The sequence below is a fragment of the Tardiphaga sp. 172_B4_N1_3 genome, from assembly GCF_052076035.1.
Taxonomy (GTDB): domain Bacteria; phylum Pseudomonadota; class Alphaproteobacteria; order Rhizobiales; family Xanthobacteraceae; genus Tardiphaga; species Tardiphaga robiniae.
The window spans coordinates 75,832-102,110 of the sequence record NZ_CP197238.1 but is presented as its reverse complement, the minus strand read 5'-3'; the positions used below and the strand labels follow the sequence as shown (position 1 = coordinate 102,110).

At 61.3% G+C, this 26,279-nt stretch carries 28 protein-coding genes; 17 read left to right on the top strand and 11 right to left on the bottom strand.

The window, feature by feature from the left end; all coding sequences use genetic code 11:
- Window positions 1-30 precede the first annotated feature (30 nt).
- The gene (locus AB7783_RS00500) at window positions 31-1,440 is read right to left on the bottom strand and encodes a calcium-binding protein (protein ID WP_120288671.1); all 1,410 of its coding nucleotides are present in this window, start codon (window positions 1,438-1,440) and stop codon (window positions 31-33) included.
- 921 nt (window positions 1,441-2,361) lie between these two features.
- Complete coding sequence (locus tag AB7783_RS00495; RefSeq protein ID WP_116663750.1) at window positions 2,362-3,423, bottom strand: class I SAM-dependent methyltransferase; 1,062 nt, start codon at window positions 3,421-3,423, stop codon at window positions 2,362-2,364.
- 213 nt (window positions 3,424-3,636) lie between these two features.
- On the opposite strand from AB7783_RS00495, the gene AB7783_RS00490 reads away from it, so the two are divergent.
- Window positions 3,637-4,554: an alpha/beta hydrolase gene (locus tag AB7783_RS00490; RefSeq protein ID WP_120288670.1), complete on the top strand. Its 918-nt coding sequence runs from the start codon at window positions 3,637-3,639 to the stop codon at window positions 4,552-4,554.
- 119 nt (window positions 4,555-4,673) lie between these two features.
- Here the strand turns inward: AB7783_RS00490 and AB7783_RS00485 are convergent, their stop codons facing one another.
- Window positions 4,674-4,859, bottom strand: coding sequence for a hypothetical protein (locus AB7783_RS00485; protein WP_170849737.1), 186 nt, complete (start codon window positions 4,857-4,859; stop codon window positions 4,674-4,676).
- A gap of 296 nt (window positions 4,860-5,155) precedes the next feature.
- On the opposite strand from AB7783_RS00485, the gene AB7783_RS00480 reads away from it, so the two are divergent.
- From AB7783_RS00480 to AB7783_RS00445, 8 genes are all read left to right on the top strand, one after another.
- A complete protein-coding gene (locus AB7783_RS00480) occupies window positions 5,156-5,953 on the top strand; it encodes a FadR/GntR family transcriptional regulator (protein ID WP_441276485.1) in 798 nt (265 codons plus the stop codon).
- The gene (locus AB7783_RS00475; protein ID WP_231077871.1) at window positions 5,943-6,440 is read left to right on the top strand and encodes a 2,4'-dihydroxyacetophenone dioxygenase family protein; all 498 of its coding nucleotides are present in this window, start codon (window positions 5,943-5,945) and stop codon (window positions 6,438-6,440) included. Before AB7783_RS00480 ends, AB7783_RS00475 begins: the two co-directional genes overlap by 11 nt.
- Before the next feature lie 17 nt (window positions 6,441-6,457).
- Window positions 6,458-7,216 carry an SDR family NAD(P)-dependent oxidoreductase gene (locus AB7783_RS00470; protein WP_441276484.1) on the top strand — a complete coding sequence of 253 codons (759 nt, stop codon included), beginning with the start codon at window positions 6,458-6,460 and terminating at the stop codon, window positions 7,214-7,216.
- Window positions 7,217-7,332: 116 nt separating this feature from the next.
- Window positions 7,333-8,154: an ABC transporter permease gene (locus AB7783_RS00465; protein ID WP_244528345.1), complete on the top strand. Its 822-nt coding sequence runs from the start codon at window positions 7,333-7,335 to the stop codon at window positions 8,152-8,154.
- Window positions 8,151-8,957: an ABC transporter permease gene (locus AB7783_RS00460; RefSeq protein WP_441276483.1), complete on the top strand. Its 807-nt coding sequence runs from the start codon at window positions 8,151-8,153 to the stop codon at window positions 8,955-8,957. Before AB7783_RS00465 ends, AB7783_RS00460 begins: the two co-directional genes overlap by 4 nt.
- Window positions 8,954-9,712, top strand: a complete 759-nt coding sequence (locus tag AB7783_RS00455) for an ABC transporter ATP-binding protein (protein WP_092138834.1) — start codon at window positions 8,954-8,956, stop codon at window positions 9,710-9,712. Before AB7783_RS00460 ends, AB7783_RS00455 begins: the two co-directional genes overlap by 4 nt.
- A complete protein-coding gene (locus AB7783_RS00450; RefSeq protein WP_092138836.1) occupies window positions 9,709-10,041 on the top strand; it encodes a hypothetical protein in 333 nt (110 codons plus the stop codon). The genes AB7783_RS00455 and AB7783_RS00450 overlap by 4 nt, the downstream gene beginning before the upstream one ends.
- A 2-nt stretch (window positions 10,042-10,043) precedes the next feature.
- On the top strand, window positions 10,044-11,099 hold the full coding sequence (locus AB7783_RS00445) for an ABC transporter substrate-binding protein (protein ID WP_093759258.1): 1,056 nt from the start codon (window positions 10,044-10,046) through the stop codon (window positions 11,097-11,099).
- Between the two features lie 124 nt (window positions 11,100-11,223).
- On the opposite strand, the gene AB7783_RS00440 is transcribed toward AB7783_RS00445, so the two are convergent.
- From AB7783_RS00440 to AB7783_RS00420, 5 genes are all read right to left on the bottom strand, one after another.
- Window positions 11,224-11,970 (bottom strand): SDR family NAD(P)-dependent oxidoreductase, encoded by a 747-nt coding sequence (locus tag AB7783_RS00440; RefSeq protein WP_441276482.1) that lies wholly within the window; start codon window positions 11,968-11,970, stop codon window positions 11,224-11,226.
- Window positions 11,971-12,106: 136 nt separating this feature from the next.
- Window positions 12,107-13,024 carry an MBL fold metallo-hydrolase gene (locus AB7783_RS00435; protein ID WP_441279620.1) on the bottom strand — a complete coding sequence of 306 codons (918 nt, stop codon included), beginning with the start codon at window positions 13,022-13,024 and terminating at the stop codon, window positions 12,107-12,109.
- A 142-nt stretch (window positions 13,025-13,166) separates the two neighbouring features.
- Window positions 13,167-14,372 (bottom strand): NAD(P)/FAD-dependent oxidoreductase, encoded by a 1,206-nt coding sequence (locus tag AB7783_RS00430; protein ID WP_439079617.1) that lies wholly within the window; start codon window positions 14,370-14,372, stop codon window positions 13,167-13,169.
- Window positions 14,373-14,494: 122 nt separating this feature from the next.
- Window positions 14,495-14,824, bottom strand: coding sequence for a hypothetical protein (locus AB7783_RS00425; protein WP_441276481.1), 330 nt, complete (start codon window positions 14,822-14,824; stop codon window positions 14,495-14,497).
- A gap of 101 nt (window positions 14,825-14,925) precedes the next feature.
- Entirely contained in the window at window positions 14,926-15,870 is a 945-nt protein-coding gene (locus AB7783_RS00420) for a helix-turn-helix domain-containing protein (RefSeq protein ID WP_093759263.1), read from the bottom strand.
- Between the two features lie 479 nt (window positions 15,871-16,349).
- On the opposite strand from AB7783_RS00420, the gene AB7783_RS00415 reads away from it, so the two are divergent.
- Window positions 16,350-17,195 (top strand): tetratricopeptide repeat protein, encoded by an 846-nt coding sequence (locus AB7783_RS00415; protein WP_441276480.1) that lies wholly within the window; start codon window positions 16,350-16,352, stop codon window positions 17,193-17,195.
- Window positions 17,196-17,280: 85 nt separating this feature from the next.
- On the top strand, window positions 17,281-17,712 hold the full coding sequence (locus tag AB7783_RS00410; protein ID WP_184513928.1) for a hypothetical protein: 432 nt from the start codon (window positions 17,281-17,283) through the stop codon (window positions 17,710-17,712).
- 116 nt (window positions 17,713-17,828) lie between these two features.
- Here AB7783_RS00410 and AB7783_RS00405 read toward each other — a convergent pair whose 3' ends face one another.
- Window positions 17,829-18,203, bottom strand: a complete 375-nt coding sequence (locus tag AB7783_RS00405) for an Imm63 family immunity protein (protein WP_309947340.1) — start codon at window positions 18,201-18,203, stop codon at window positions 17,829-17,831.
- 186 nt (window positions 18,204-18,389) lie between these two features.
- Between AB7783_RS00405 and AB7783_RS00400 the strand changes: the two genes are divergently transcribed.
- On the top strand, window positions 18,390-18,623 hold the full coding sequence (locus tag AB7783_RS00400) for a hypothetical protein (protein ID WP_441276479.1): 234 nt from the start codon (window positions 18,390-18,392) through the stop codon (window positions 18,621-18,623).
- Here AB7783_RS00400 and AB7783_RS00395 read toward each other — a convergent pair.
- Window positions 18,620-19,087 (bottom strand): arsenate reductase/protein-tyrosine-phosphatase family protein, encoded by a 468-nt coding sequence (locus AB7783_RS00395; RefSeq protein WP_441276478.1) that lies wholly within the window; start codon window positions 19,085-19,087, stop codon window positions 18,620-18,622. The two genes, AB7783_RS00400 and AB7783_RS00395, sit on opposite strands and share 4 nt — an antisense overlap.
- Before the next feature lie 140 nt (window positions 19,088-19,227).
- Here AB7783_RS00395 and AB7783_RS00390 point away from each other — a divergent pair, with 140 nt between their 5' ends.
- The 3 genes from AB7783_RS00390 to AB7783_RS00380 all read left to right on the top strand — a co-directional run bounded on the left by AB7783_RS00390 (window position 19,228) and on the right by AB7783_RS00380 (window position 20,583).
- A complete protein-coding gene (locus AB7783_RS00390; protein WP_068731288.1) occupies window positions 19,228-19,665 on the top strand; it encodes a hypothetical protein in 438 nt (145 codons plus the stop codon).
- A gap of 388 nt (window positions 19,666-20,053) precedes the next feature.
- Window positions 20,054-20,272 carry a hypothetical protein gene (locus AB7783_RS00385; protein ID WP_068731389.1) on the top strand — a complete coding sequence of 73 codons (219 nt, stop codon included), beginning with the start codon at window positions 20,054-20,056 and terminating at the stop codon, window positions 20,270-20,272.
- Between the two features lie 122 nt (window positions 20,273-20,394).
- Window positions 20,395-20,583 (top strand): hypothetical protein, encoded by a 189-nt coding sequence (locus AB7783_RS00380; protein ID WP_068731284.1) that lies wholly within the window; start codon window positions 20,395-20,397, stop codon window positions 20,581-20,583.
- A gap of 72 nt (window positions 20,584-20,655) precedes the next feature.
- Here AB7783_RS00380 and AB7783_RS00375 read toward each other — a convergent pair whose 3' ends face one another.
- Entirely contained in the window at window positions 20,656-21,630 is a 975-nt protein-coding gene (locus AB7783_RS00375; RefSeq protein WP_441276477.1) for a VOC family protein, read from the bottom strand.
- Between the two features lie 196 nt (window positions 21,631-21,826).
- Between AB7783_RS00375 and AB7783_RS00370 the strand changes: the two genes are divergently transcribed.
- On the top strand, window positions 21,827-23,689 hold the full coding sequence (locus tag AB7783_RS00370; protein WP_441276476.1) for a tannase/feruloyl esterase family alpha/beta hydrolase: 1,863 nt from the start codon (window positions 21,827-21,829) through the stop codon (window positions 23,687-23,689).
- Between the two features lie 243 nt (window positions 23,690-23,932).
- A complete protein-coding gene (locus AB7783_RS00365) occupies window positions 23,933-26,152 on the top strand; it encodes a TonB-dependent siderophore receptor (protein WP_441276475.1) in 2,220 nt (739 codons plus the stop codon).
- Window positions 26,153-26,279: the final 127 nt, after the last annotated feature.

The window sequence follows — 26,279 nt, the reverse complement described above, 5'->3', positions numbered from 1 at the left end:
CGGCAACGTGCCGCCCTACGTCGTCAATAATCAGACAACTTCGATAGCGGTGTAACCCGCTGCGTTATTTATGTCCTCGATCGAGGCATAGGGGGTTCCTCCGCCCGTAATGCCATCGAGGGTGATGGTTCCGAAGCCGAAATCCAGCGTGGTATTGGTACCATCGTCGTCGACGACCACCGTTGTCGGGTCATAGCCAGGCGCCGCATCGATGCTGATGGTGTCACCGTCAGCGAAACTAAGATCGGTAACTTCGTCATCACCGAAGTCCGCGCCCGTACCATCGCCAGCGTTGATCGCGTCGGTTCCGGCGCCTCCTGTAAGCACGTCATCACCGATACCGCCGTTCATCGCGTCAGCGCCGTTACCGCCGCTCAGCTCATCGTCGCCCGCTGCGCCGTTGAGCGTGTCATTTCCTGCACCGCCGGCCAGCGTATCGTCACCGTCGCCGCCTTCAAGCGCATCCGCTCCATTGCCGCCGGCAAGCGTATCGTCGCCTGCATCGCCGTTTAACGTATCGACGCCGGTGCCACCGGACAGTTCGTCTGCCCCGTCGCCACCATTAGCGACGTCATCGCCAGCGCCGCCTTCGATTGTGTCGTCACCGGCGTCACCTGCCAGCAGGTCGTTACCCGCACCGCCATCCATGACGTCGTCGCCCGCTCCACCATTAAGTGTGTCGTTTCCGGCGTCGCCGTTCATGATATCGTTCCCGTCATCGCCATTGAGGGTGTCGATACCATCGCCTCCGTTCATGGTGTCGTTACCGGCACCGCCATTCAGCGTGTCATCACCGAGACCGCCATTCACCGTATCATCACCCAGGCCGCCACTGGCGGTATCATTGCCGTCGCCGCCTTCCAGCGTGTCATTGCCGAGCCCGCCGGTCAGGGTATCGTCGCCGGCATCACCATTGATGGTATCATCACCCACCCCGCCAGACAGGACGTCAGCACCATCACCACCATTCAATGTGTCATCGCCAGCAGCGCCTGCGAGTGTATCATCGCCTGCGCCCCCCGAGAGAACGTCATTTCCAGCACCGCCGTCGACGTTGTCATTTCCGTCGCCGCCATCGATCGTATCCGCCCCGGCGTTGCCGGAGAGATCATCATTCCCTGAGCCGCCATTGATCGTATCGTCCCCCGCGTCGCCGCTAGCCGTATCATCTCCAGCGCCACCGTCGATCGTATCAATGCCAGCGCCGCCACTGATCTGGTCGTTTCCGTCTCCTCCGAGAATGGAGTCGTCTCCCGCGTTGCCGTTCAAGGTGTCGTTGTCGACGCCACCATCGATCGAGTCGTTACCGGCTCCACCGTTGATCGTGTCATCACCGCCGAGGCCTGAGAGAGTGTCATTACCCGGGAGCCCATTGATCGTATCCGCAACTGGGGTTCCGTCCAGAATGTCGTCACCTGGTGTACCATTGATCAGTGCCATGATTGCCACTCCATGATGATGTCGCGCTTCTAACGCGACTACGCTTCGCGCTGAACATAGATGCATGATCCTAGCTATCCCCTCGACAACCGAGATCGCTGACACCGAGCGTGTCGATCGAGCGAATTTTGCGCAATCCCCATGTGGGGACAAAATGCAGCGCGTGATAGGGAAAGCTATTGCGTAAATGTTCGCTCAGGATTCATCTGAAGGACAGCCCTGCTGCCGTAACTCAAGTTCGACAATAATGCTCTGAGGCCATGATTAAGCGCGTCGAGCGTGCAATCTGAAGATGAAGGGCAGAGCAAAACTCTAACTATCCGGTATTCTTACGGATTACAGAGTGCTCTCGCGCGTGGCTCGTGACGACTGCTCCATCTAGCCGAGTGCCTTCGTCTACTTCAGCCATAATCTCGTTAGTCGTCTCAATAGGTCTTGCAGAAAGGAAGAATGACGCGAAGCTCATGTGCGTGAAACTGGCTTAACGCCAACAATGTGCAACGCCCGTCCCAAGTATATTATCCTGGAATCGATCTATCCTACGAGTGTCACATGTAATCGGCATCGTGTCGCACATCGACGAGCTGCTCGACCGCAACATCGGTGCCGGGTATCCAATTGGTCGATTTGAAGCCGCTCACGCATGCGGCAATCCCTTGCGACATTAAGATAGCTCACGTCCGCTTCTGGTGCCAAACCGACAATCGGTAACGGACGATGTCGGCCGCTTGCCATGAGCGAGACAAGACCTTTGTGGCGGTCAACTTACTCTGAACTACACTTTCGAGAGATTTTTGCAGCGGCTCCTTTTCGAATCTGCAGCGCTCCTGTCGACAGGCGACATCAATCCAGAGCGACGCAGCCCCTAGAAGCCGCATTTCCCGCGGCATCCGGGTCGCTCCGCACCGTTGATCCGAGAGATCAAGCGCGTACCTCGAAGATCATGTTGAAAGGCGTCTCAGTCGCGCGGCGGAAGCGCTTGAAGCCTGCCTCAGTCGCGACCTGACGCAATTTGCTTTCCCCTGCCTGGGCACCGAGCCCCAAGCCCACCTCCTGAGAGAGCGACGCAGGTGTACAAATGAATGTCGAGGCGTGATAGAAAATGGACCCGATCGGGTTGAGATTATCCTTGAGATTGTCATGAGCAAATGGCTCGACGATCATCCACGACCCGTCTTTGGCCAGTGTTTCCTTGACATGCTTGCCCGCACCAACGGGGTCGCCCATGTCATGCAGGCAATCGAAGAAAGCGACGAGATCGTAGTCTTTTGCCGGAAAATCCTTGGCACTGGCCTGCGCGAATTCAATTCGGTCTCCGACCCCAGCTTCCTGCGCCAGGACCTTCGCGCGATCGATCGAAGGTTTGTGGTAATCAAACCCGAAGAACCTGGATTTGGGGTACGCCTGCGCCATCACGATGGTAGAGGCGCCGTGGCCGCATCCGACATCGGCCACCTTGGCGCCAGCTTTCAGTTTGGCTTCGACGCCTTCGAGCGTCGGAATCCAGTTCGAAACCAGATTGGCGTTATAGCCAGGCCTGAAGAACCGTTCGGTGCCCGAGAAAAGGCACTTCGAATGCTCATGCCAGCCGACGCCCTTCCCTGTTCGAAATGCTTCGGCGACCTTGGGTTCGTCGAGATAGGTGGACTGCACGACATCGAATGCACCGGCGAAGAAAGCTGGCGACCCCTCCTCGGCAAACGCCATCGCTTGTTCGGCCGAGAGCGAGAACGCGTTTTTCTCAGGGTGATAATCGATGTAACCAGAGGCGGCCTGGCCGGACAGCCACTCGCGGACATAACGCTCATGCAGGCCGGTCTTCTTGGCAAGCTCCGAAGGTGTAAAGATATCTCCATCCGCCATTGCCTTGTAGAGGCCGAGGCGATCGCCGAGCAGTATACTGGCACCGCCGAGTGAAATGCCGAGGTCGTTGACCAGCTTTCCTACGAGTGCGTTCAGCTTTTCAGGATTTGGTTCACGCATTGCAGCATCCTCCACTTTGTGAAGAACAGCCCTCGTTCTAGTTAAGCACGACTGGCGAATTACAAGTAGGCGCCGAGCGCCACGCGACGTCAGATTCAGGATTATGCGGAATTGTCCGCTGCTGGCGCAATCCCCGCGTTCCCTCTAGACTTGCTTCTGCGAAGTTTTGAAATTGCTGCTCGATTTTCACGAGTTTTCGGGGGAAATTATCCTTTGGCCGAAAGTGGGATTGCGAATATTCGCGCAGTACTGTTGTCAAAGCCCCGCCCGGTCGGGTGGGATCAGCGCCGGCAGCGACTTGATGAAGTCGGGTCGATCTGGCCGGTGGCCGACGATGTCGCGTTGCGGACTGTCGATTGCGGAAATGTCGCGGGGGAATGGTCCTTCTCACCGGGGGCAGATACGACGCGCGTGCTTCTGTATTTTCATGGCGGCGGTTTTTGTTCGGGATCAATCCTCAGTCATCGACGCCTGGTGACAGAAGCGGGGCGGGCTGCTGGCATAAGCACCCTGGCGATTGACTATCGGCTCGCGCCGGAAAATCCGTTTCCTGCCGCTCACGACGACGCGATGAGCGCTTGGCGATATCTGCGCCAGCAGGGCATAGACGCCAGCAATATCGTAGTTGGCGGTGACAGCGCTGGCGGCAATCTCACAATTACCCTCATCAACGCCTTGCGCGGAGCCAATGAAGAGCCGCCGGCATGCGCTTGGCTTATTTCGCCCTGGACCGATCTTTCAATGTCCGGGACGACGCTACAAAGCAAGGATCAGATCGATCCGATCATCCACCGTGGCTACCTCGAGGAACTGGCTGACGCCTTTGCTCCGGCATCGCTCGACCGCAGGAGCCCGTTTCTGTCTCCGCTATTCTCGAACCTCATCGGATTTCCACCAACACTCATTCAGGTCGGGTCAGCCGAAACTTTGCTCGCAGACTCGACGCGTTTCGCGGAGGCTGCCGCAATAGCCAACGTCGCGACGACGTTGGAGGTATGGCCCGACATGATCCATGCATGGCCTCTGTGGAATGGCGGTCTTACAGACGCAAGGTTGGCGCTCAGGTCAGCTGGACAATTCATCAAGCATCAATTGTCTGATCTGGTTCAAATCAGTTCCAAGTCTTCGTGATTCATGATTCTTCACTCTGACATCGGAGGGAGTTCGCCGCATCGCAGGACATCAAGGCGCCATTGCCGCCACGACACTACGGACGGCACTGCGCGCATTCGGAAGGCGGCATCGCAACCTCAGCTCTGATGCGGGCCTTGCATGATCTTCATGGCATCCTTCACGTGGCGCCACTCGTTGGCTTCTTCCACCTGCCCCTTTTGCTCGCATGTCAGTGCATTCTGAGCGGCATGAGCGATGGCCACGGCGCCGTGCCGATCAAGCATCTGCCGGGCGATGGTGTGGACTTGAGTTTCGGACATCATTTGCTCTCTCCTGATTTACCCGAGCCAAGGAGAACCGGTGCTGCTGGAACAGAACCGGCCCGGTGTCTCTGAAAACGGTGGAACAGCCAATCTCGTTCCCGGAAAAAACAACCGGCCGCGCGCCGGCGGCCGGCCATCTATCGCGACCGCTTTGCCATGAATTTCAAACTCGAATTGCGATCGGGCAAAGCATTGTGCACCGCAAATCAATCATCCGATGTTAAACATCGGATGATTGCATTCGCTCTGAAAACGTGAGATAGGCCACTGAGCAAACAAGCGGGGAAAGAACACTCGTGGCACGAAGTCCTACAAAATCGCTGGAGCGGGGAAGCAAGCCAGGTCGTATCAATTCGGTCTTGACCACGCTCGGCTGCGAAATCGCGCAGGACATTATCCCGATTGGCGCGACCCTCCCCCCGGAGCCGGAATTGGAGGCGCGCTTCGGTGTTGGGCGCGGCGTCATCCGGGAAGCGATCAAAACCCTTGCTGCGAAAGGAATGGTCAGCGTCCGTCCGCGTTACGGTACGCACATCTTGCCGCGCCGCGACTGGAGCCTGCTCGATCGCGATGTGCTGGGATGGCTGGTCGGCGGCGGCGAACCGGACCGCGATCTTCTGATGGCGATTCAGGAAGTCCGACTGATCATCGAGCCGGCAGCGGCCGCGCTCGCGGCAACGCGGAGCACCAAGCAGGACAGGTTGCGCATCGAAGCCGCGCTGATCGGCATGGAAACCTCGCACGATCAGGAAAGCGCTATCAAGGCCGACAAGGCATTCCACCTTGCCATTCTCGATGCGACGCATAACCCTGTGTTGCAGGGTTTTCGCGGCGCCATCGATACCATTCTGAGCGCGGTGTTTCTTGTCGCGGTCGGCAGCCCCGGCTGGTTCGAAGACAACCTGCCAAACCACGCGGCCGCGGCGCGCGCGATTGCCGCGGGTGATGCAAAGAAGGCCAAGACCGCCATGGAGCAGGTGCTCGGCTACACGCAATTCAAGCTCTCGAAGCGTCGCACGACTGCGACGCCTGAAGGCATAACGCGGGTCTCAACCGCGACGACGAAAAGAAAGAGGAAGCCCCATGTATCGTGACATGATCGGATCGACGCACGTTCTTGCATCGCCGGAAATCGCCGTCGTCGCTATTCCCGAGGACGAGCGCGTCTGGGTGCCGCAGGCGCCGGATGTCTGGTTTCGTCCGCTGATGCTGAACACACGACAGGGGCAGTGGTGCAATCTGCTGCGCGTGCGACGTGCCGGCGTGCTGTCGCGGCATCTGCATCCCAATCCGGTGCATGGCTTCGTGTTGCGCGGCAAATGGTTCTACCGCGAACACCAGTGGGTGGCGACGGAGGGCTCCTACGTGTTCGAGCCTCCGGGCGAGATCCACACGCTGGTCGTCCCAGAGGACGTTTCCGAGATGATCACCTTCTTCAACATCCAGGGATCGATGCTGTATCTCGATGAGAACAACAAGCACGTCGGTTATGAGGACGTCTTCACCAAGATCGATATGTGCCGCGCCCACTACGAGTCCGTCGGCCTTGGCCGTGACTACGTCGACCAGTTTGTGCGCTGATGGCAGACGGAGCCAACATGATCGAGGAGATTCCGTCGGCCGCATGGGCGTCGATCTGGTATGCGGGAAAACGCGTGCTGGTGACGGGCGGAACGTCAGGGATCGGCGCGGGCCTCGCACGCGCCTTCGTTGAGGCCGGCGCGGAGGTCATCGCGACCGGCGTGAATGCTGCGGAGATCGAGCGGGCGCGTTCGGATTCGGTGCTGCGCGAAGCTCAGGCGCATCAGCTCGACGTCCGCGACGACAGCGCGATCAAGTCCCTTGTCGGTTCGCTCGGCGAACTCGACGTGATCATCAATTGCGCCGGCGTCATTCGTCGCAACGAGGAACTCGACCCCGCGGTTTTCCAGTCGGTGGTCGATATCAATCTCAACGGCACCATGCGGATGTGCGCAGCCGCGCGGCCGCTGCTGGCACGCTCCAAGGGTGCGATCGTCAATCTGGCATCCATGCTGTCGTTCTTCGGCGGCGGTCTCGTTCCCGGTTATGCCGCCAGCAAGGGCGGTATTGCACAACTGACGAAATCGCTGGCGATCGCCTATGCGAATGACGGCATTCGCGTCAACGCGATCGCGCCAGGCTGGATCGCCACGCCGCTGACGACCGATCTGCAGGCCAGCCCGGAACGTAGCCAGGTCATTTTGGGGCGCACGCCGTTGGGCCGTTGGGGCAAGCCATCGGACCTTCTGGGTGGCGTGCTCTATCTGTGTTCGCCGACGGCGTCCTTCGTGACGGGGACGATCCTCGTCATCGACGGCGGATATGCCGTGACGTGACCAGGACGGCGGCGAAGTGCCGCCGTTCGCAGACGAGATTTGAGTACTAAACTGCGTAGCCGAGAGCCTCGCAGATAAAAACAAAGCGGCCAGAACGCTGGTCAAAGGGAGGTCGCGTGCTCGTTGCGCCCGGTCAAAAAGTGCGGTCCCGCGTCGCCTGGCGCGGCATGAACTCGCTGGTGGGCGCAGCCTTGTTCGTGGCGCCCTTGCTGGTGCTCGTCGCCATCTGGGCGATCGTGGTCCCGCTGTTCAATGTCAATCCGCGGATTTTTCCGTCGGTCGGCTCGGTGGCCGAAGCAGCGGTTGCCGCGATCGGCGATGGCTCGCTCATCCGCCATATCGGCGCGAGCATGCTACGTGTCGGACTGGGCACGTTTCTCGGCGTGCTCGTCGCTGTTCCGCTTGGCGTCGCCATGGGCGTGAGCCCTGCGGTCTCGGCATTTCTGACGCCGCTGTTTCGCTTCTTCTCTGTGCTTGCCGGCATCGCCTGGATACCGATCGCGACATTGTGGTTCGGCTACGGCTTCGGCGCCATCATCTTCGTGATCTTCAACGCCGTCTTCTTTGTGGTCGCCTACAACACGCTGCTTGGTGTCTCCACCATTCCGATGACGATCCGCAATGCAGCCGCGTCGCTCGGTGCCGGACGATGGGCCTTGCTCACCGAAGTGCTGCTGCCGGGTGCGCTCCCCAATATCGTGACAGGCGTGCGCACCGGGCTCGGCTTCGCGTGGCGCGGCCTGATCGCGGCGGAGATGATCGCGACCAATGTTGGGCTTGGCTACATGCTGTTCGTCGCCCGTGACTTCTATCGCACCGAAGTGATCGTGCTCGGCATGATCGTCATTGGCGTGCTGTGGCTATTCATCGACCGGTTGCTGCTCGTTCCGCTGGAGCGCGCGACGATCGAGCGATGGGGACTGGTGAGGCGCACATGAACATTGCACTGAGATTCTGGAGCGGCTACGTGCGCGCGACGCATCGGTGGCCGATTATTGCGACCATCGTGCCGTTCATTCCCGTGGTGGCGATCTGGAGCATTGTCGCCAATTCAGGCATGTTTCCGCGCGCCTTCTTCCCGTGGCCGGTGGATGTGATGCGGTCGTTCATCTCCCTCACCTACAAGGGAATTCTGCCCGACTATCTGCAGGACAGTCTGATCCGGCTGCTGTTCGGTGCATCCATCGGCGTCGCGCTGGGCATTCCGCTCGGCATCCTGATCGGCTCCAGCCGCCTCGCGCATCGCATCTGCTGGCCAGTGCTGCTGTTCTTTCAGGCCATCGGCGACATTGCATGGCTGCCGATCCTGCTGATCTGGTTCGGCTTCGGCCTCACCACCATGACCTTTGTCATCGTTTACACCGTGCTGTTCCCGATCGTGCTGAGCACCGTGCTCGGCGTGCAGTCGGTGCACCGCGATCTGGCCCGTGCAGCGCAGAGCCTCGGCGCGTCGCCGATGCGAGTATTGTGGGAAGTGACGCTGCCCGGTGCGTTGCCGAACATCATTACCGGCCTGCGCAACGGCCTCGGCTATGGCTGGCGCGCGCTGATCGCGGTGGAGATCATCGTCGGCACCAGCGGCATCGGATTCATGATGTTCGATGCGCGTCGTGCCGGCTCAACGGTCGAGATCCTGCTCGGCATGATCGTTCTCGGCACTCTTTGGTACATCGTCGATGCCTGGATCCTTGCGCCGATCGAGCGCGCAACGGGCCAGCGGTGGGGATTGGTTACGTCATGAAAACACTGTCGCTCAAGAATCTTCGCAAGACCTATTTCGATCCCTATGCGGGATCGCAGGTCACCGCCGTCCAGGACGTCTCGCTCGACGTCGAGCAGGGCGAATTCGTCTCCGTCGTCGGTCCCTCCGGCTGCGGCAAAACGACGATCCTGAACATGATCGCGGGCTTCATCCCCTATACGGGCGGCGAGATCCTGATTGACGGCAATCTCGTCAAGGGACCGGGTCCGGATCGCGGCGTCGTTTTCCAGTCTTTTGCCCTCTTCCCGTGGAAGACGGTGCTGGAGAATGTCGGCTTCGGCCCGAAAATGCGCGGCGTGCCGAAGGACGAGCGCGACCGCACCGCACGAGAATATCTCGCGCTCGCCGGCCTTTCGCATGCCGCGGATAGGTACCCGAACGAACTGTCCGGCGGCATGCAGCAGCGCGTCGGCGTCGTCCGCGCGCTGGCCAACAATCCGGCCGTGCTGCTGATGGACGAGCCGTTCGCCAGCGTCGATGCGCAGACCCGCATGACACTGCAGGAGGAGCTGACGCGGATCTGGCAGGAGCGCAAGCCGACCGTCATTTTCATCACACATGATGTGGCGGAGGCCGTGTTTCTTGCGAACCGCGTCGTCGTGCTGTCCAAGGGCCGTGTGCTCGATCAGATCAAGGTCGATCTTCCGCGTCCGCGCGTCTGGGATCAACTGATCGAAGATGAAACGTTCAAGCGTCTGTCGGCGCAGGTGCTGCAAATGGTGCGGGCCGCATGAGCATCGCGCGAGATGTCATTCGTTCGACCCGCGGGCGTGTGGTGCTCGCTGTCATCGCCGTGTGGGCCGCGTTTCAGGGCTGGCTGAGCATCGAGGCGCCGGGCAAGATTTCCAAGGAGCTCGCCGGCGCGTCCGACAAGGTCAATATCCAGATCGATATGCCGTTTACGCCCGAGCGTTTTCACGTTCTGGCGTTTCAGAAGTATGGGCGGATCGCCGGAGCCGACGATCATTCCATCGGACTAAGGGGTGTGAAACGAACGGACCTCAACGCGGTTGCCCGGCCTTACTGGGTCACGAGCGTGGGGCCAATCAAGGAGGAGGACTGATTTTGAAACGCATATTATGGGCTTTAACTGCCGTGATGCTGGCTTGCGTGCCGGCACAATCGCAGACATTGACGAAACTGAATGTCGGTATGGTCAGCGCCATCGACATGCTGGCGATCCCGGTGGCACTGGAGCGTGGTTACTTCGAGAAGCAGGGTCTCGATGTCACCATTGCGCGCCCCTACGCGACCGGCGTTGATGCGCTGAACGCGCTGCAGGCTGGCGAGACGGAGATCCTGCAGGTCGGCGTTCCGATGATCGGCGCCGTGCTGCGCGGCATGGATCTCGTGGCACTCGGCAATTACAGCGGCAGCGCCACCAAGTCCGGTTCGGATGCGACCATGGCGATCATTGCCCGTGAGGGATCGGGCATCGTCAAGGGCGACCTCAAGAGCCTCAAGGGCAAGAAGATCGCGACCTCCTTCGGCACCATCAACCATCTCTATATCCTGGCACTGCTGGAGAAGGCCGGGCTCAAGCCCGACGACGTCCAGCTGGTCAACACGCCGCCGCCGGATATGACAGTCGCGCTGCTCGCCAAGGGCATCGATGCGTTTTCCGGCTGGGATCCGTGGCCGATCATCGCGCAGAAGGACGTCCCCGGTGCCTTCGAAGTGATCCGCGGCGGCGATGTCATCGCCTATCTCGGCTATGTCGTCTCGCTTCGGTCCTGGGTCGAGAAGAATCCGGAATCGACTGAGAAATTCCTGGCCGCGACCTCACAGGCCGACCAGTGGATGCGCAAAAATCCCAAGGCCGCCGCTCAGATCGGCACCCGCTGGATTCCCGGCCTGAAGCCGGAGATCGCCGAAGCCGCCATGGAATTCAATGTCCAGCAACTTGACCGACGTCTTTCGGCAAATAGCTACAAGGCACTCTGGAGCGCGCAGGACCGGCTTCAGCGGCTGGGCGTTCTGAAGGCGACATTCGATGTCAATAAAAACATCGACGCCAAGCCGATGCTGAACGTCATGAAGAAGCATCCCGAACTATTCGCCGATCTGCCACCCATTCCGGCGGACGTCGCGCTCGGACCGGACTTCACGTTCAAGCCCTGAATAAAGGAGGCGGTCTGCCCAATTGCGGACCGCCTTTTTTCTGATCGATACATCAATCGAAAACACTAGCTAGCAGCATCGTGCTTTGCGACTGGCTCACGTTTATCCGCAACGCCAATTGCAACTAAGCCAGTCCCAGGCCGCCATCAATCGCAACAACCTGGCCCGTCATCCATTCCGAAGCGGGACTCGAAAGCCTCACGATCCATTCCGCCAGGTCGTCAGGAACGCCGCGCCGCCCGAGCGGTATGCGCGCACGCTCCTGCTCCTTGATTGCCGCAGCCTGTTCCGGGGAGAGCCCCATCATGCCCGTCAGCGCGCCCGATTCCGTAGGTCCTGCCGCCACGGCGTTCACGCGTATGCCGAGCGGTGCAAGCTCCAGCGCCCAGCAGCGGGTCAAGTGCTCCAAAGCCGCCTTGCTGGCGGCGTAATGAGACAGTCCAGCCACCGGCTTGTGACCGAAAGTGCTCGAGACATTAACGATCGTGCCCCGTGTTGCACTTAGGTGAGGAAGAGCAGCAGAGGCGAGGAGACTTGGGCCGAGCACATTGACGGAGAAAATGTCCCTGATCCGATCGGCTGTCGCATCTGCCAGCGGAAGGATGGCACCTGCGCCCGCGTTGTTGACCAAGGCATCAACCCTGCCCCAAAGATCGACCGTCTTGGCGATTGTGCGCTTAGCATCTTCGGCGGAGGCTGCATCCGCCACCATGCCGGCTATGTTCGCATGCTCGGCAATCGTTTCTTCAATTGGGCCTGGGCGACGACCCGTTACGAACACCTTGTTGCCTTCCCTAGCGAAGCACAGCGCCGCCGCCTTCCCTATGCCGGAGCTGCCGCCCGTCACAATCACGACCTTTTCACTCTGCATTTTCAATCTCCTTCTTGCCAAGATGACGCGGCTTGGCCTCACGACTCTGCAGTCCATCTGAAACGACGCTGCTAAAACCGGGGCGCGCACGCATGAACGCCAAGAGGGCGCGCCCCGGTCCTAACCCGGCAAACGATCAGTAGTCCCAGGAGATCGGAACCCAGCGAAACGCGTCGCCATCGATCGCCACGTGGCCGGCGGACGGGAATGGCAGATGGGTCGCGACCAACAATTCGCCGCTTGCCGCCAGCTCCCGCAACAGACGGGTCCGCACGCGCGCTGCTTCTTCGGGGTCGTGCTCGAAACCGTTGTGCCAATCGGGTTGGTCAAACCCGACCGTGAACACGGCGTCGCCGGCGAAGGTCAGCGCGTCACCGCCGGATGCCAGGCGGACGACACTGTGTCCGGGCGTGTGGCCGCCGGTCCGACGCACGATGACTCCCGGTGCCAGTTCGTGCTCGTCCGTGAATGTCCGAAAATGCTTTCCATATTCGGCCATGAACCGCTTGGCGGTCGCCCGTAGCGCGTCCGGGAATCCCGGCGGCATTTGGGTGTGAGAGAAATCGGGCGCTTTCCAGAATTCGACCTCGGCGGCAGCCACGTGAATCCGCAGATCCGAACGTAGTTGATCCTTCACCCCTTCGACGAGAAGTCCGCCGATATGGTCCATATGCAAGTGCGTCAGCACGATATCGGTGACGCATGCAAGATCGATCTCGGCAGCGGCCAATCGCTGGATCAGTTGTCCGGCCCGCGGCAAATGCAGGTCCGGGTCCAATCCCAGCCCGGCGTCGACAAGAATGGTCTGCTCGCCACTCTGCACGACGACCACGTTCAGCGGCCAGTCAAAAGCGTCCGGCGGCAGGAACATGTCGCGCATCCAGGCGGCCCGGACGGCGGGGTCTGCGTTATGTCCCAACATGGAGGTTGGGAGTGGCAGCACGCCATCGCTAACCACCAGCACGTCGATGTCGCCGATCTTCACTGCATAGCGCGACGGAACGAGTTCGCTACGCCCCGACTTGGCGGGGGCTGATGTCGTATCAAGGTTCATGTGTTTCTCCTTCTGGGTATTTTGCTGAATTTCTTTCCGAGTGGCTTGAATCGTCTGTGTCATCTGTGGGTCCTCCTGGTTGATCGGTTGCGAGAGCTGGCCGCGCTCCTGCATGGAGCACGGTCCTTTCTTGTGTGAGGGGCTAGACTTCGGTCACATGCTCCGGATCGGCCGAGGCGAGAGCGGCAGCACGCTCGGGCTTCGGCGGATAAATCCAGACGGTGTTGATTTCCTTCTTGGTTTTCTTGGCGACGTCGCCAACCATCTCGACCTTGCGGTCCCAGCCGCGCGTGAACAGTGCGCCGGCTTCGCCGAGGTCGAGACAGGTGACGTAGCCCTTCTGGTGATATGGCCTGGTCGCCATGCGCAACAATTCGGCGGCGGCATTGTTGCCGGCAAAGGCGCCCATCCGCGTCGCATGCTGGCACGACATCAGCGCGTAGTTGCCGACATCGTCGCTGGCTGCTCTGGCGGCGTCACCGGTGGCAAAGACGCCAGGTACCGAGGGTACGCGTAAATCGCGGTCGACCAGCAGCCGGCCGAAATTGTCGCGCTCGGCGGGGATCTGCGTGGTCAGCGGCGCGGCGCGAATGCCTGCTGCCCAGATCACGGTCTCGGTTTCGATACGTTCGCCGTCGGACAGTGTGATCCCGGATGCATCCAGCGAGGCAACACCGGCACCGAGTCTTGTCTCCACACCGAGCTTGCGCAGCGCTTCCTCGATGATGGGACGTGGACCCTCGCCCATATCGGGGGCGATCGCACTGTTTCGTTCGACAATGATGACGCGCGGCCGGGCGTCCTTGCCGAGGATCGCGCGAAGGCGGGCCGGGATTTCGGTCGCGGCTTCGATTCCCGTGAAGCCGCCGCCGGCTACGACGATGGTGTCGCGTCCGTTCGATGCCGGCCGATCGGCCAGGCCATGCAGATGCTTGTCGAGCGCGATCGCATCGTCGAGATTGTCGACGCTGAAACCATGCTCCGCGAGGCCGGGAATATTCGGACGGAACAACCGGCTTCCGGTCGCCACGACCAGCCGATCGTAGGACAGCGACTGTCGCTTATTGTTGGCGGTCGCGACCTGCACGATGCGGGATGCGGTGTCGATCGTCTCGGCGCTGCCTTTGATATAGACGACGTCGACGGCCTTGAGGACATCCAGCAAAGGCGCCGTCAAGGTTTCGGGCTTCGGCTCATAGAGCCGCGGGCGAATGACCAGTGTCGGCTCGGGTGCGACCAGCGCGATCTCGAGCTCTTCGGGCGAAACACCCTTGATGTCGCGCAGGCGTGCTGCGGACAATGCGGCGTACATGCCGGCGAAGCCGGCGCCTATGATGACTATTCGCATGTGATTTTCTCCTTGGGTTTAAGTTGCTCGGCAGTACGCGCGTCACCGCCGCGGCTTCTCACCTGCGGCAAATTTGTTGCGATCAACGATGACGCGAAGACGGGAAACGACGAGGTGAGCCCCTATGGAGGGGTACAGTCCAGCATCGACGCCAGTTGCATGGGACGTTCACATTCGGCGCGGCAGATTCGCGGAACCAGCGGCCGGTCACGGTGAAAGATGATCGGCTGTGCGAACGTCAGCGGCCGGTCGTTCAACGCCTGGATGTCATCGCTCACGATGATGGACAACGAAGGGGTGCTGTCTTGCGCGGTCTGCGCTGGCTTCTCGGCCTCTTCGCCCGTCGATGTCGTCAGTCGAATGGTCAGTGAAAGTCCATATATCAGAGAGCTCGTGACGCCCCTCCGTCGCGGTATCATTGCAAGTGGGTCGACGAAGGTCTTCCAGGCCATTGTTTGTCTCCGTCCGTTATCGGCGTGGGCACGGTGATGATCTAGCTGATCGGATCTGCAACTGCCCCAGAGCGATTGACGTACCTGTCGAGAGATTGCGGCTAACGCGTCCGTCGGCGCCAATCGCTTGGACTTTCGCCGGTCAGCTTCCTGAACGCCGCTGCGAAGGCTGTCTGCGAGGCATAGCCAAGCGCCGCTGCCACCGACACGACCGATGCGTCGGTGTCGCGCAGCATGTTCATGGCCTGCTCAAGCCGGTGTTGGCGCAACCAGGCATGTGGCGAAAGCCCGGTGCTTTCCTTGAAAGCGCGGCAGAAGTGAAAGCGCGACAGGCCGGCATCCGAGGCAAGGGCGGAAAGAGAGACGTCCGTATCGCTGTCCGAGCGCAAACGTTCGATGGCACGTAGCAGCGTCTTCGGCGCCAGCCCGCCCATGGTCTGCTGGAACGTGGTTGGCGCGCCGGTGTGCGCAGCCAGCAGGCGCGTCGCCAGAAGATCCGTCACTTGCTGCCTGAACAGGGCATCCAGGGCCGCATTGCCCTCCAGGACGTCCGCCGCACTTATGAGCAACCGCGATGTGATGGGATCGGGATGCGCCGTTCGCTCCAGAAGGTCGCCAGGAGCGGCGATGTCGGCTTCGTGGGCAACGCGCTCGAGTATTTTGTGCGGAAGATAGAGCTGAACGACATCGACAGGTTTCGGAATATCCCATCGGGAGCTTGATCCTTCTGGAATGATGATCACAACCCCGGGACGAAACGTTCCAATCGCAACCGATCTTCCTGACCGCCGCTCCATGCGCTGCATCGAACCGTTGTAAGCCATGATGACGTGATGGGTCATCGGCTCGACGACGTCGTGCAATGGCTCATGTTTCCAGTGGGTGATTCCGGCACCGGAGGAATCCAAAGCCATATGAAATGGTGTGGTCCCGAGCACGCGCGACATCTCCGCACCGGCAGAACGCCGCTCGGCATGGGACGGAGTGTCCTGGGGCGCCTCAGATGCGGCTGCCGGGTCATTCGAACGATCGTGAGGCTTGGTCATGGACGTGCACCCGCATCAGGCACGCGCGTGCGTCCTACGAGACCCGTACCGCCCATGACGATAATCCTCATGACTTTCCTCCGATTGTTCGGGCCATCCGTGGCCTTGCTCCTGAAAGCACTGCCAGAATGCGCGCGGACGGGCCGGAAAGCCTTGTAGGCACCTTGAATTGCCGTTGAGTTTTCCTTGGCTTCTTGTGCAATCGACACGCGGACGTGCAGTTTTCATTCAAAAATGATTGCCTGGACGCCGATCAGCCCGAGCTCAAGCGAGGCGCCCGAACTCGTCGCTGCTGGACCGAACCCGTTCGATCTGCTGCTCTTTCCGGCCCCGAACAATGACCCGAAGCGGAAACCGAGGATCCAATCATCGCTGATGAACTATTTGATCTGCGACCCCGACCAAGGGACAAATGAGCGTCCGAGGAATGGCGGTCGGGTATCCCGGCTGCTCCGGACAACGTGCGGAGACCACATGCGATGCAGATGCGCTTCTCAACATACCGGTTGTTCGCATGCATGGCCGTGGTGCTTCTCGCCGGGTTGCCGGGAGTGGCCGCCGCAGACGAGTCGGATTCCTGCATAAAGCTGTCGGATGACCTCGCGGTCGCGGGGTGCACGCGCACCATCGACTCGCACCAATACACGGGTCGAAGCCTCGCGCGGGTCTATGCGCGTCGCGGCGGGGCGTACCGGGCACAGGGCGACCTCACCCGCGCCATGGCGGATTACAACGAGTCGATGCGGATCGATCCGACCTATCCGTCTGCCTACAACAGTCGCGGCAACGCTTGGTACCACAGCGGAAAATTCGATCGGGCCATCGCGGACTATAACCAGGCGATCCGGCTCGATCCGAAATCAGGGCTCGCCTACGCCAACCGTGGCAGCGCCTGGGGCGCCAAGGGCGACTTCAACCGGGCCATCGAGGACTTCGACCGGGCGATCCAGCTCGATCCGAAAGATGCTGACGCCTACTACAACCGCGGCAGCGCCTGGAGGGGCAGGGGTGATCTCGATCGGGCCATCGCGGACTACGATCAGGCGATCCAGCTCGATCCGAAACATGGGGCTGCCTACGTCAACCGCGGCAACGCCTGGGGCGCCAAAGGCGATTTCGACCGGGCCATCGCGGACTTCAACCAGGCGATCCAGCTCGATCCGAAAGATACCAAAGCCTATTACAACCGCGGCATGGCGCGGGAGATGAAACCCAGTCTGAAAGAGGCATTGGCTGACTTCAAGATGCACGCTCAACTCACTCCGTCCGATCCGGACGGCCAGAAGGCTCTGAAGCGCGTATCGAAAGAATTGAACGCAATATGACGGGGCGGCGCTGACATGGCTTGATGTCTGGAAGCGGCACATTCCAAGCGTCATGCCTCCGACGTCTCCCATTCCCGCACCACCGATGTCCCGCGTCTCGCGATGCCTGATCGACATCGGGCGCATGATCGTCGGCCTGATCGCAGCGATTATCATCGCGCCTTTGGCCATGGGAATTCTGCTGCAGCTCAGCCTTCGGCCCACCGGCGGACTCGCCGCGCATCTCGGCGCGGTCGTCACGACGGCTCTGCTGACTCTCGTTTTCGGCGTGGCGGGTTCATTCAAGGCCGCCGTTTTCATCGCCCTGCCCGGAATCCTCTTTGCGCGATGGGTCGGGATCATGTCGCCCGCGATGTGCATGATCGGCGGCGCCATCACCGGCGGCGGCTTCTTCGGCATCAGCGCCTCCGTTGGCTCCTCACTGCCGACCGAATGGGGGCTGATCGGCGCAGCGGCCTGCGGCGGAAGCGTTGCCGCGCTCGCTTACTGGTGGCTGGCGGAGCGTCACATCCGGTGACCCTCGCGGCACCGCCAATGAGAACAATTGGCCTGTTTTGGGATCAACCGACATAGCGAAGCCTGTCGCGCCGCCCATTGCTCACATCACGCCTGCTTCCGAGCGATGCATGCCGATCAACGCCCGTCGACATAAGGATGACGCGAGAGGATATCATCGAGTCCGGCGCGGCAGCGATCCGCCCATGCAGGATCAAGCCGGCCCAGTAATGCGAGCTGATGCGCAAAACGCAGGCGCCTGATATCGCCGGCGTTGGAATTGCGGTGCATGAGTTCATAGGTTCCGGCCATCGCCGAGGTGATGGTCTCGAAAGTCCAGTACATCAGCTCATCTAGATCGTCGGTGGTCCGCATGTCGTATCGCTCGCCGCGTTCGACGAACATGTAGTGGAAGTGCCCGTCATGCTCGATCAGCGCACGGCCGGAATCGACATGCCGATACCCCGGCAGCAGCTCCTCGGGCGCATGGATGCGTGCGGCAAGCACACGCATGCGGTGATCGACTTGTTCAAGGGGTGTCACGGCAGCGGCCTCGTGATTAGCCAATGCGGCCGTGGGACGGTGGCGATAAGTCGGGATAACTGCGCACCAGGTTCACGCAACAAGGCGCCAAGCGGCCGCAATACGGCTGAACCCGATCGTCGCACGCGCCGACATATTGGACCAGGAGCCACATCGATGTCCGAGCCAAGTCCCCTTCTGGAATTCATCATGCAGGCGCTGGCATCGAAGCCGGAAGAGCGTGGCGGCCTGTTCTACGCCGTGCTGACACTCACCGTCGGCATCGCCATTGCCGCGGTATGGCCGTTTGGCGGCACGCCGGCCGACGTCCTGACCGGCTACGGGATCGTGGTTGTGGCGATCGGCAGCGGCGTGTTGCTGGTGAAGTGGTTCTTTCACAGCATCAATTAAGTAGTATCGGCACAACTGCCCTCTCGCACGTTCGCAAGCCGTTGCACCAATGCCTCTACGAGCGCTTTCAGCTCGCCCAGCGCGACGTCGGGAGGCGCCACGTCGATGTCATGGACGTGCCAATAGGTCACGCGATCTTCCCAGCCCGGAAAGCGCTCCGCCAGCAAGGTGCGGTGCTCGGCTTCCTTCACGGCCACAACCATATCGGACGCTGCAAGCGCATCATGCGTACAGACCTCCGGCATTCGCGATACGCCGAGGGGCGAGATGCCATCGACAGTCAGTGCGTCGATGGTCTGCCGCGCCATCGGGCCGACATTGTCCTTGCCCCGCTCGATAGCCAGGGCGTGCGACGTCGCCTCCCAGTCCAGACCGGCGCGACGCGCCAGGTGATTGAAGAGTTCTTCCGCATAGCGGCTGCGATAGTAGTTGCCGGTGTAGAGGAAGAGGACGGTCCTGGCCATGGCCGAGTGTGTTTGGTCGGGCCTGCATTTGTCAATTGCAGCGCCCTCGCCGCTCGCGAGCCCATGGACCCCGCAACCATTTTACTGGATTGTGCCGGCCTCGCCTTGCGCCAACGAATCATCCCTCGGAGGACACCCCCATGTCGCGCTCGCTTTTCCGCACCACCCTCGTCGCCGCCCTCGCGCTGATCGGCGCAAGCCTGTCCTCCGCGGCTTTCGCCGATAGCGGCACGATCCGCATCAATGTGCTGAAGGGCGGCTGGTTCATCGGCGCGTCGGGCGGTTCGGGCACGCTGACCTTTCGCGGGCGGACCTATCCGCTGTCGATCGGCGGCTTGAGCGCGGGCCTCGTCTTCGGCGCGTCGCAGACCTATCTGTCCGGCCGCGTCAGCCGCATCAACAGCCCGGGCGATGTGGCCGGCGTCTATGGCGCAGGCGGCGCGGGTGCTGCCGTCGGCCGCGGCGTCAGCGCCATCGTGCTCACCAACGAAAAGGGCGCGCTGCTGGAATTGAGCGGCCGCCAGACCGGATTGATGGTCAATGCCGATCTCTCGGGCCTCGCCATCTCGCTGAGGTAAGCGGCGCGCCCATAAGCGGAGCACGGACGCCTTGCTGCAAGGCGCCCGTGCAAACATCCGCGAACCGACGCCTCGACGCGCGATAGGCCGCATTCGGGAATGGCGCTTGATCAAGCCCCATTCAACAAAATGGCAGGGGTCATCAATCGCGCGAATGTGCACGCGACGTCATCGTGGCTTCACACTTGCTAAAGATTTTATCGATCCCTTTTTGCGCTCTGGTGTGCAGCGCAATGCGCGCGACGCGATGTCGCGCAACACCGCGTGAAGGTTCACGCCCACACTTCAAAACAATGTCACCAGCCGTCATCGACGTTTCATCGCACGGGCCAAGATACGCCCCAATGCGCCAGCATGGTCCGCGCAGCTCGAGACGACGGAGTGTATCATGACAACCGACCCGACACCGAAGTTCGACGCAAACTATGTGGCCACGCTGCGCCAGGTGCTGGATATCGCTGTGCAGCAGATCGCCGTGCAGCATCGTACGCCGGCGACGAAGGCGATGATGGCGGAGACCATCGTGCGCCATGCGGCCGGCGGCATCACCGACGCCCATGCGCTCGTGTCGCATGCCGTGACCGCAGGCGCCAACGGCGCGCCGTAACGTTGCTGCGCAATCTTTCGCAACGCGAAAAGCGGGAACTGCCACGTATTTGATGGCATGCCGCCACGTCTTCGCCAAACCGGGCGGCGAAGTTCCATCGAAGCCGATGGAAAACGATACCGATGATTATGTCAGAAAATTATTTCAGAGACCGCGCGGACGATTGCAACCGCCTCGCCCGCGAGGAGAGCGATCTGGAGATGCGCGGCATGCTCTGCGATCTCGAACTGGATTATCGCGCCAAGGCGCTCCATGCTGCGGCCCACGGCTGGCGTGACGCGCCGCGGTATTTCGAATTGGCTGAGGCGTGAGGTTAGCTGTCATTTCGGGCGCGAAGCGGCGCCGTCAGGCGACGGTCGCGAACCCGGAATGACCGCCAGGGGTTACGCTTTCACGAGCCGCACCTGGGTGCCCCAGGGATCGGCGATCGCAATGCCATCTGCGATCGACTCGCCTGACAGGCCCGCCGCCGCAAGGCGGCGCTTGCGGTCAGTTATGACAGCATCATCGGCAATACGGAGCGAAAACCAGGCCAGCCCGGTCTCCTGCGCATTGCGCGGGCCGCTGCCGGCGCTCTGCCATGTGTTGATGCCGATGTGATGGTGATAGCGACCTGACGACAGGAATGCGACACCCGGCCGGCCAAGCCGCGTCGGCTCCATCCCGATCAGCCCCTCATAAAAACTGCGCCCGCGCGCGACATCGCCGACGCGTAGATGCATGTGGCCGATACGCAGCGCCTTCGGCGCGGTGTGATACTGATCGCGGGTTGTGTCCGTCTGCGCCACGATGTTGTTGATGTCGAGCTGGTCGGTCCCCATGGTGACCATGTCGCCGGTCCATGTCCACGCCGACGGCGGCCGGTCCGAATAGACCTCGATGCCGTTGCCCTCGGGATCGGTGAGATAGGAGGCTTCGCTGACGTGATGATCGGCAAAGCCATCGAACGGCGTGCGCGCCAGCGCGGCATGGACCAGCCACCGCGCGAAGTCGGCACGGCTCGGCATCAGGAACGCGGTGTGAAACAGCCCGGCGGTGGTCTGCGCTTCCAGCGGCGCATCGTGCCGATGGATCAGATGCAACAGCGCCACGCCATCGACGCCGAGCACGACCTCGGTTTTGTCCGCGCTGATGGTGTCGAACTTCAGCAGGTCTGTGTAATAGGTCCGCATCTTGCCGAGGTCGCGGACACGCAGCGCCGCGGCGCCGATACGCATCGGCGTCTGTTGCGCGAAGGGGAGCGGTGACGACGCGGCCGCGCCGAGATCGACACCACCCTCGGCACGCACCGCGCCCATCAGCGCTGTTTGGCTGGCGGCGAAGGCGGCCAATTTCATGACTTGTCGGCGCGTGGTCATGCGGGGGTCCATGGCGGGAGAATGGATCATTGTGGATAGCAGGCGACCATACGGGGTCAAATCACTTCGCTGTAGGCCCAATCCGCGGGCATTTTTTAACATAATGTTACGTTCCGACATCGTTTTGGTAGTTGATCGCAGGGGCGAAGTGAGGAGAACTCACCCCAACTCAAAAATAAAACAGACGGGAAACGCCATGTCGACAGCCCCCCACATCATCCATGATGACAACCGCGCGCGTGCCGTCGTGACGGCGATAGCCTTGTTTGCCGCGCTATGCGGCACCACGGCCCCCGCTTCCGCACAACAGCTCGCCTGCGACGACGGTATCAAGACTGCATTTCATCCCGATGAGGCCACCATAGTGGTGGCGGTGCGGGCGATCAAAAAGGGCGAGGAACTGGTCGCGCAGGATTCGCCTCGCCCGATCACCATGGCGGCGGACATGTGCCTTGTGAAGCTTCTGGTGGGGCCAGGCTTCACGGCGGAAAAGGACAAGGCTGCGCGCTCCTGGTCCGAGGGCATCGGCATCGAGATCTGGCTGCCGACACCGGCGAACTGGAACACGCGCATCCGCAATTACGGCGGCGGCGGCTGGGTCGGCGGTGGCCATCGCACTGTCGACAAGATCGGCAGCAAGGTGCCCGCCCTCGTCAACGCCAATATGGGTTATGCCTCGGGCACCACCGATGCAGGACAACCCTGGTATCAGGACGGCTCCTTCACATTCCTCTCCGACGGCAAGGTCAATGCCGAGGCGTTCCGCGACTTCTCGGTCCGCGCCATGGTGGAGCAGGCCGTCAAGACCAGAGCGCTCGTCACGCTCTATTACGGCAAGGCGCCGGCTTACGCTTATTACGATGGCCATTCGCAGGGCGGCCGGCAGGGCATGAAGATCGCCCAGGACTATCCCGAGCTCTATGACGGCTACATGATCGCGCAGCCGGCGCTCAACATCCCGCAATTCGGCACGGCTGCGCTGTATCCGCAGATCGTGATGAAGACCGAGCTCGGCTTCACAGCGTTCGACAAGCCGAAAGCCACCGCCTTCGCCGCCAAGATCGACGCCGCCAACAAACGTGCCCTCGCCGCCTGCGACAAGGCCGGGATCGGCTTCCTGCTCGATCCGTTCGCCTGCGACTACGATCCCGCACGCGATGCCGCGGCCCTCTGCAGCGGCGAGGCTGGCCAGGGCGTCACCGGCAGCAATGCCGATGCGGCAACCTGTATGAGCATCAAGGAAGCGATGGCACTCGACAGGATCTGGTTCGGCGCAACGCCCGATGGCAGCTATGACGCCGCGCAAAGCTCCCACAGCCGTAGTGGCAAGGTGCTCGGCACGAAACAGGTGTGGTGGGCCTTCACCAGGACCACGGCGATCGGCAGCCAGATCACCGGTACAGCCGCCGGCAGCGTGGCCCTGGCCCTGCAGGACGTCCGCTACGCCGCCGCTGCCAGCGCCACCACCCCGTCGGACATTCCGTTCAACAACGGCTCGACCACCGAACGCAACAAGTGGCAGGAGCTCAGCTATGCCGACCTGGCCGATACGGTGAACAAGAACCTTGCCTTGCAGCCAACCCTGTTCAGCAATCTCGGCACCGACAAGGCGGATCTCGGCAAGTTGCGCGATCTCGGTCGCAAGATCATCGTCTATAGCGGCCTTGTCGACGACGCGATCCCGCCCGCCGGTAACGTCAACTATCACGAGCGCGTCGCCGCACAGATGGGCGGTCATACCGAGGTGCAGAAGTTCATGCGGATGTATCTGCTGCCCGGTTCGGCCCACAGCTCGCAGGGCCGCGCCTATACCGTGGGCGGCCAGAACGACTCCGTGCCGCTGCCGAAACTACCCGGCAATGCCAACCAGACGCCGACGCGCGAGCAGGATCAGTTCTTCACCGCGCTGACGGACTGGGTCGAGAAGGGTGTGGCTCCCGGCGAGATCGCACTGACGTCGCGCGACAGCAAGTTGAGCTATCCGGCTTGCGTCTATCCGCTGCGCACGGTGTGGAACGGCGGCGCGGTGACGCAGGCGAGGAGCTTTAGCTGCCGGTAGACGAGAATTTGAGTACCGCTTTATCTGTCAAGGCTACGCTCCTGAAATTCTAGAGATTCCAGTCTTGAGAAGTTCTAACATGGCAGTGATGCCACGTGCGAAGCGATGCCCTAAGCACGCGCAAGGAATCGGACCCAGTTGGTCCGAACGACATGCGGGGCGTTATCGGTGGGGATCGTCGAAAGAAAAGTCACCAAGGCAATGTGTCTTGGTGCAGCGAGTTCTATTGTCTTGTTGATAGGCATGTCAGCGCAAGCAAGCGCACAAATGCTGGCGCAAGCCACCGGCACGGAGCTGCCTTCAGCGCGCGCCACGCAGCTGGATCCGGTCATCGTTCAAGGCAGCGCCGACCGGCGCGCCAAACCCAAGAACACTGCGCGCAGCAGCGCGTCGCGCACCGCCACACGGGCGGCGCGCACAGCCACGCGTCAGGGAACAGTCACGCCGAGCAATGTGCCGGGCGCCCGCGCGGTGGAATCCGCATGGGGCCCCGTTCAGGGCTATGTGGCCACGCGAAGCGCCACGGGCACCAAAACGGATACGCCTCTGATCGAGACGCCGCAGTCAATTTCAGTGGTGACGCCGGAGCAGATGCGCGACCAGGGCGCGCGGACCGTCGGTGAGGCGCTAGCCTATACGGCGGGCGTGCAAACCCAGCCCTATGGCTACGATGCCCGCTACGACCAGTTCCTGATCCGCGGATTTGCAGCTAACCAATACGGCAACTACCGCGACGGCCTGCGGCAGGGTAACGGCTCCTTCGCCTATTTCCGCAACGAACCCTACGGTGCCGAGCGTCTCGAAGTGATGCGCGGTCCGTCCTCGGTGCTGTACGGCGCCAATGAAGCCGGCGGCATGGTGAACTATGTCAGCAAGATGCCGCTAGAGAAGCGGCTCAACGAAGCCGGGCTCGATATCGGCAATTTCAATCGCTATCAGGGCCGTTTCGATTTCAGCGGGCCAACGCTCGACAACGACAAGCTGCTCTATCGCTTCACCGGCCTGGTGCGTGACAGCGGCACACAGATTCCCGGCACCTGGGACGATCGCGTGTTTCTGGCGCCGAGCTTCACCGCGAAGCTGGGCGAAGACACGACGCTCACGGTACTGGCCGAATACGAGCGCAGCAAGACGTCGATGTGGCCGTATTATTTGCGCAACCCGGCGACGGGCGTGGTGACCAATATTCGTCTCGGCGATCCGTCATTCGATGCGCTCACGCAGTCGCAGGCCTCGGTCGGCTACAGGCTCGAACATCGCTTCAATGAGGCTGTGACGTTCCGGCAGAACGTCCGGCTCGGGCACGTGTCGTTCGAAGGCAACATGATCGATGCACTCAGTCTCTCTCCCGACGGCCGCACGCTGAACCGTTACGCGTCGACCTATAAGGAAAGCCTGAACACCTTCAATATCGACAATCAGGTCGAAGCCAGATTAGCAACCGGCCCGATCAAGCATACGGTCCTGGCCGGAGTCGATTACTTCCGGCAGGGAACGACTTTTGGCTACTATGCAGGCGCCGGTCCGTCGCTCGACCTGACAAATCCTGTTTATAGCACTTCGGTGCCGACATTGCCTTTGTCGATTATGAGCGCCAACAGCCAGACGCTCGGCCAGCTCGGACTTTACGCACAGGACCAGATGGCACTGGGCGGCTGGCGGCTGACCATCGGCGGCCGGCAGGACTTTGCCGAACTCTCGAACCACGACGACCTGTCAGGCGTGACCACCACGAGCGACCCAAGCAAGTTCACAGGCCGCGCAGGATTGCTGTATCTGTTCGACAACGGGCTCGCGCCTTACGTCAACTACGCGACGTCATTTCTGCCGCAGAGTGGCACGACGGCGCCCGGGCGCGGCGCGACGCCCTTCGCGCCGACGACCGGTGAATCGTTCGAAGCCGGTATCAAATATCAACCGCTCGGCTGGAACAGTTACTTCACGGCAACCTGGTTCAACCTGACCAAGGACAACGTGCTGACCACCGATCCGGTCTTCGGTTCGCTGTACTCGGTGCAGACCGGCCAGATCCGCTCACGCGGAACCGAACTGGAGGCGGTGATGGCGCTGATGCCGGGGCTGAAGGGCATCGCCTCCTACAGCTACACCGACGCGACCGTGACCCGCAGCAATGGCTTCGATCTCGGCAAGGTGCCGATCGGCGTGCCCACTCAGCAGGCGGCGATCTTCCTCGACTACACCTGGCAATCCGGCCCGCTCGCGGGCTTCGGTGTCGGCGCTGGCGCACGCTGGATCGGACAGACCTGGGCTGACGACATTAATACGCTCAGAAATCCTGCGATCACGGCGTTCGATGCGGGTGCGCATTACGATTATCGCGGCATGCGCCTGGCCGTGAATGCGCGCAATCTGTCGGACGAGCGTGTTCCGATCTGCAACGGTGGGACCTGCACCTTCACGCAGGGGCGCACCGTTCTCGGCAGCGTGACAGCGCGATGGTGAGAGCGGGCCTGCAAACCTCTGCTGAAGCAGTTCTGGCTGCAGGAATGACGTGAAACGACGGAGCGGTGACGCAGGCGGGTAGCTTTGAGGGCAAGTAACCGTAGCCTCAACATCGATTTGTTGGTCC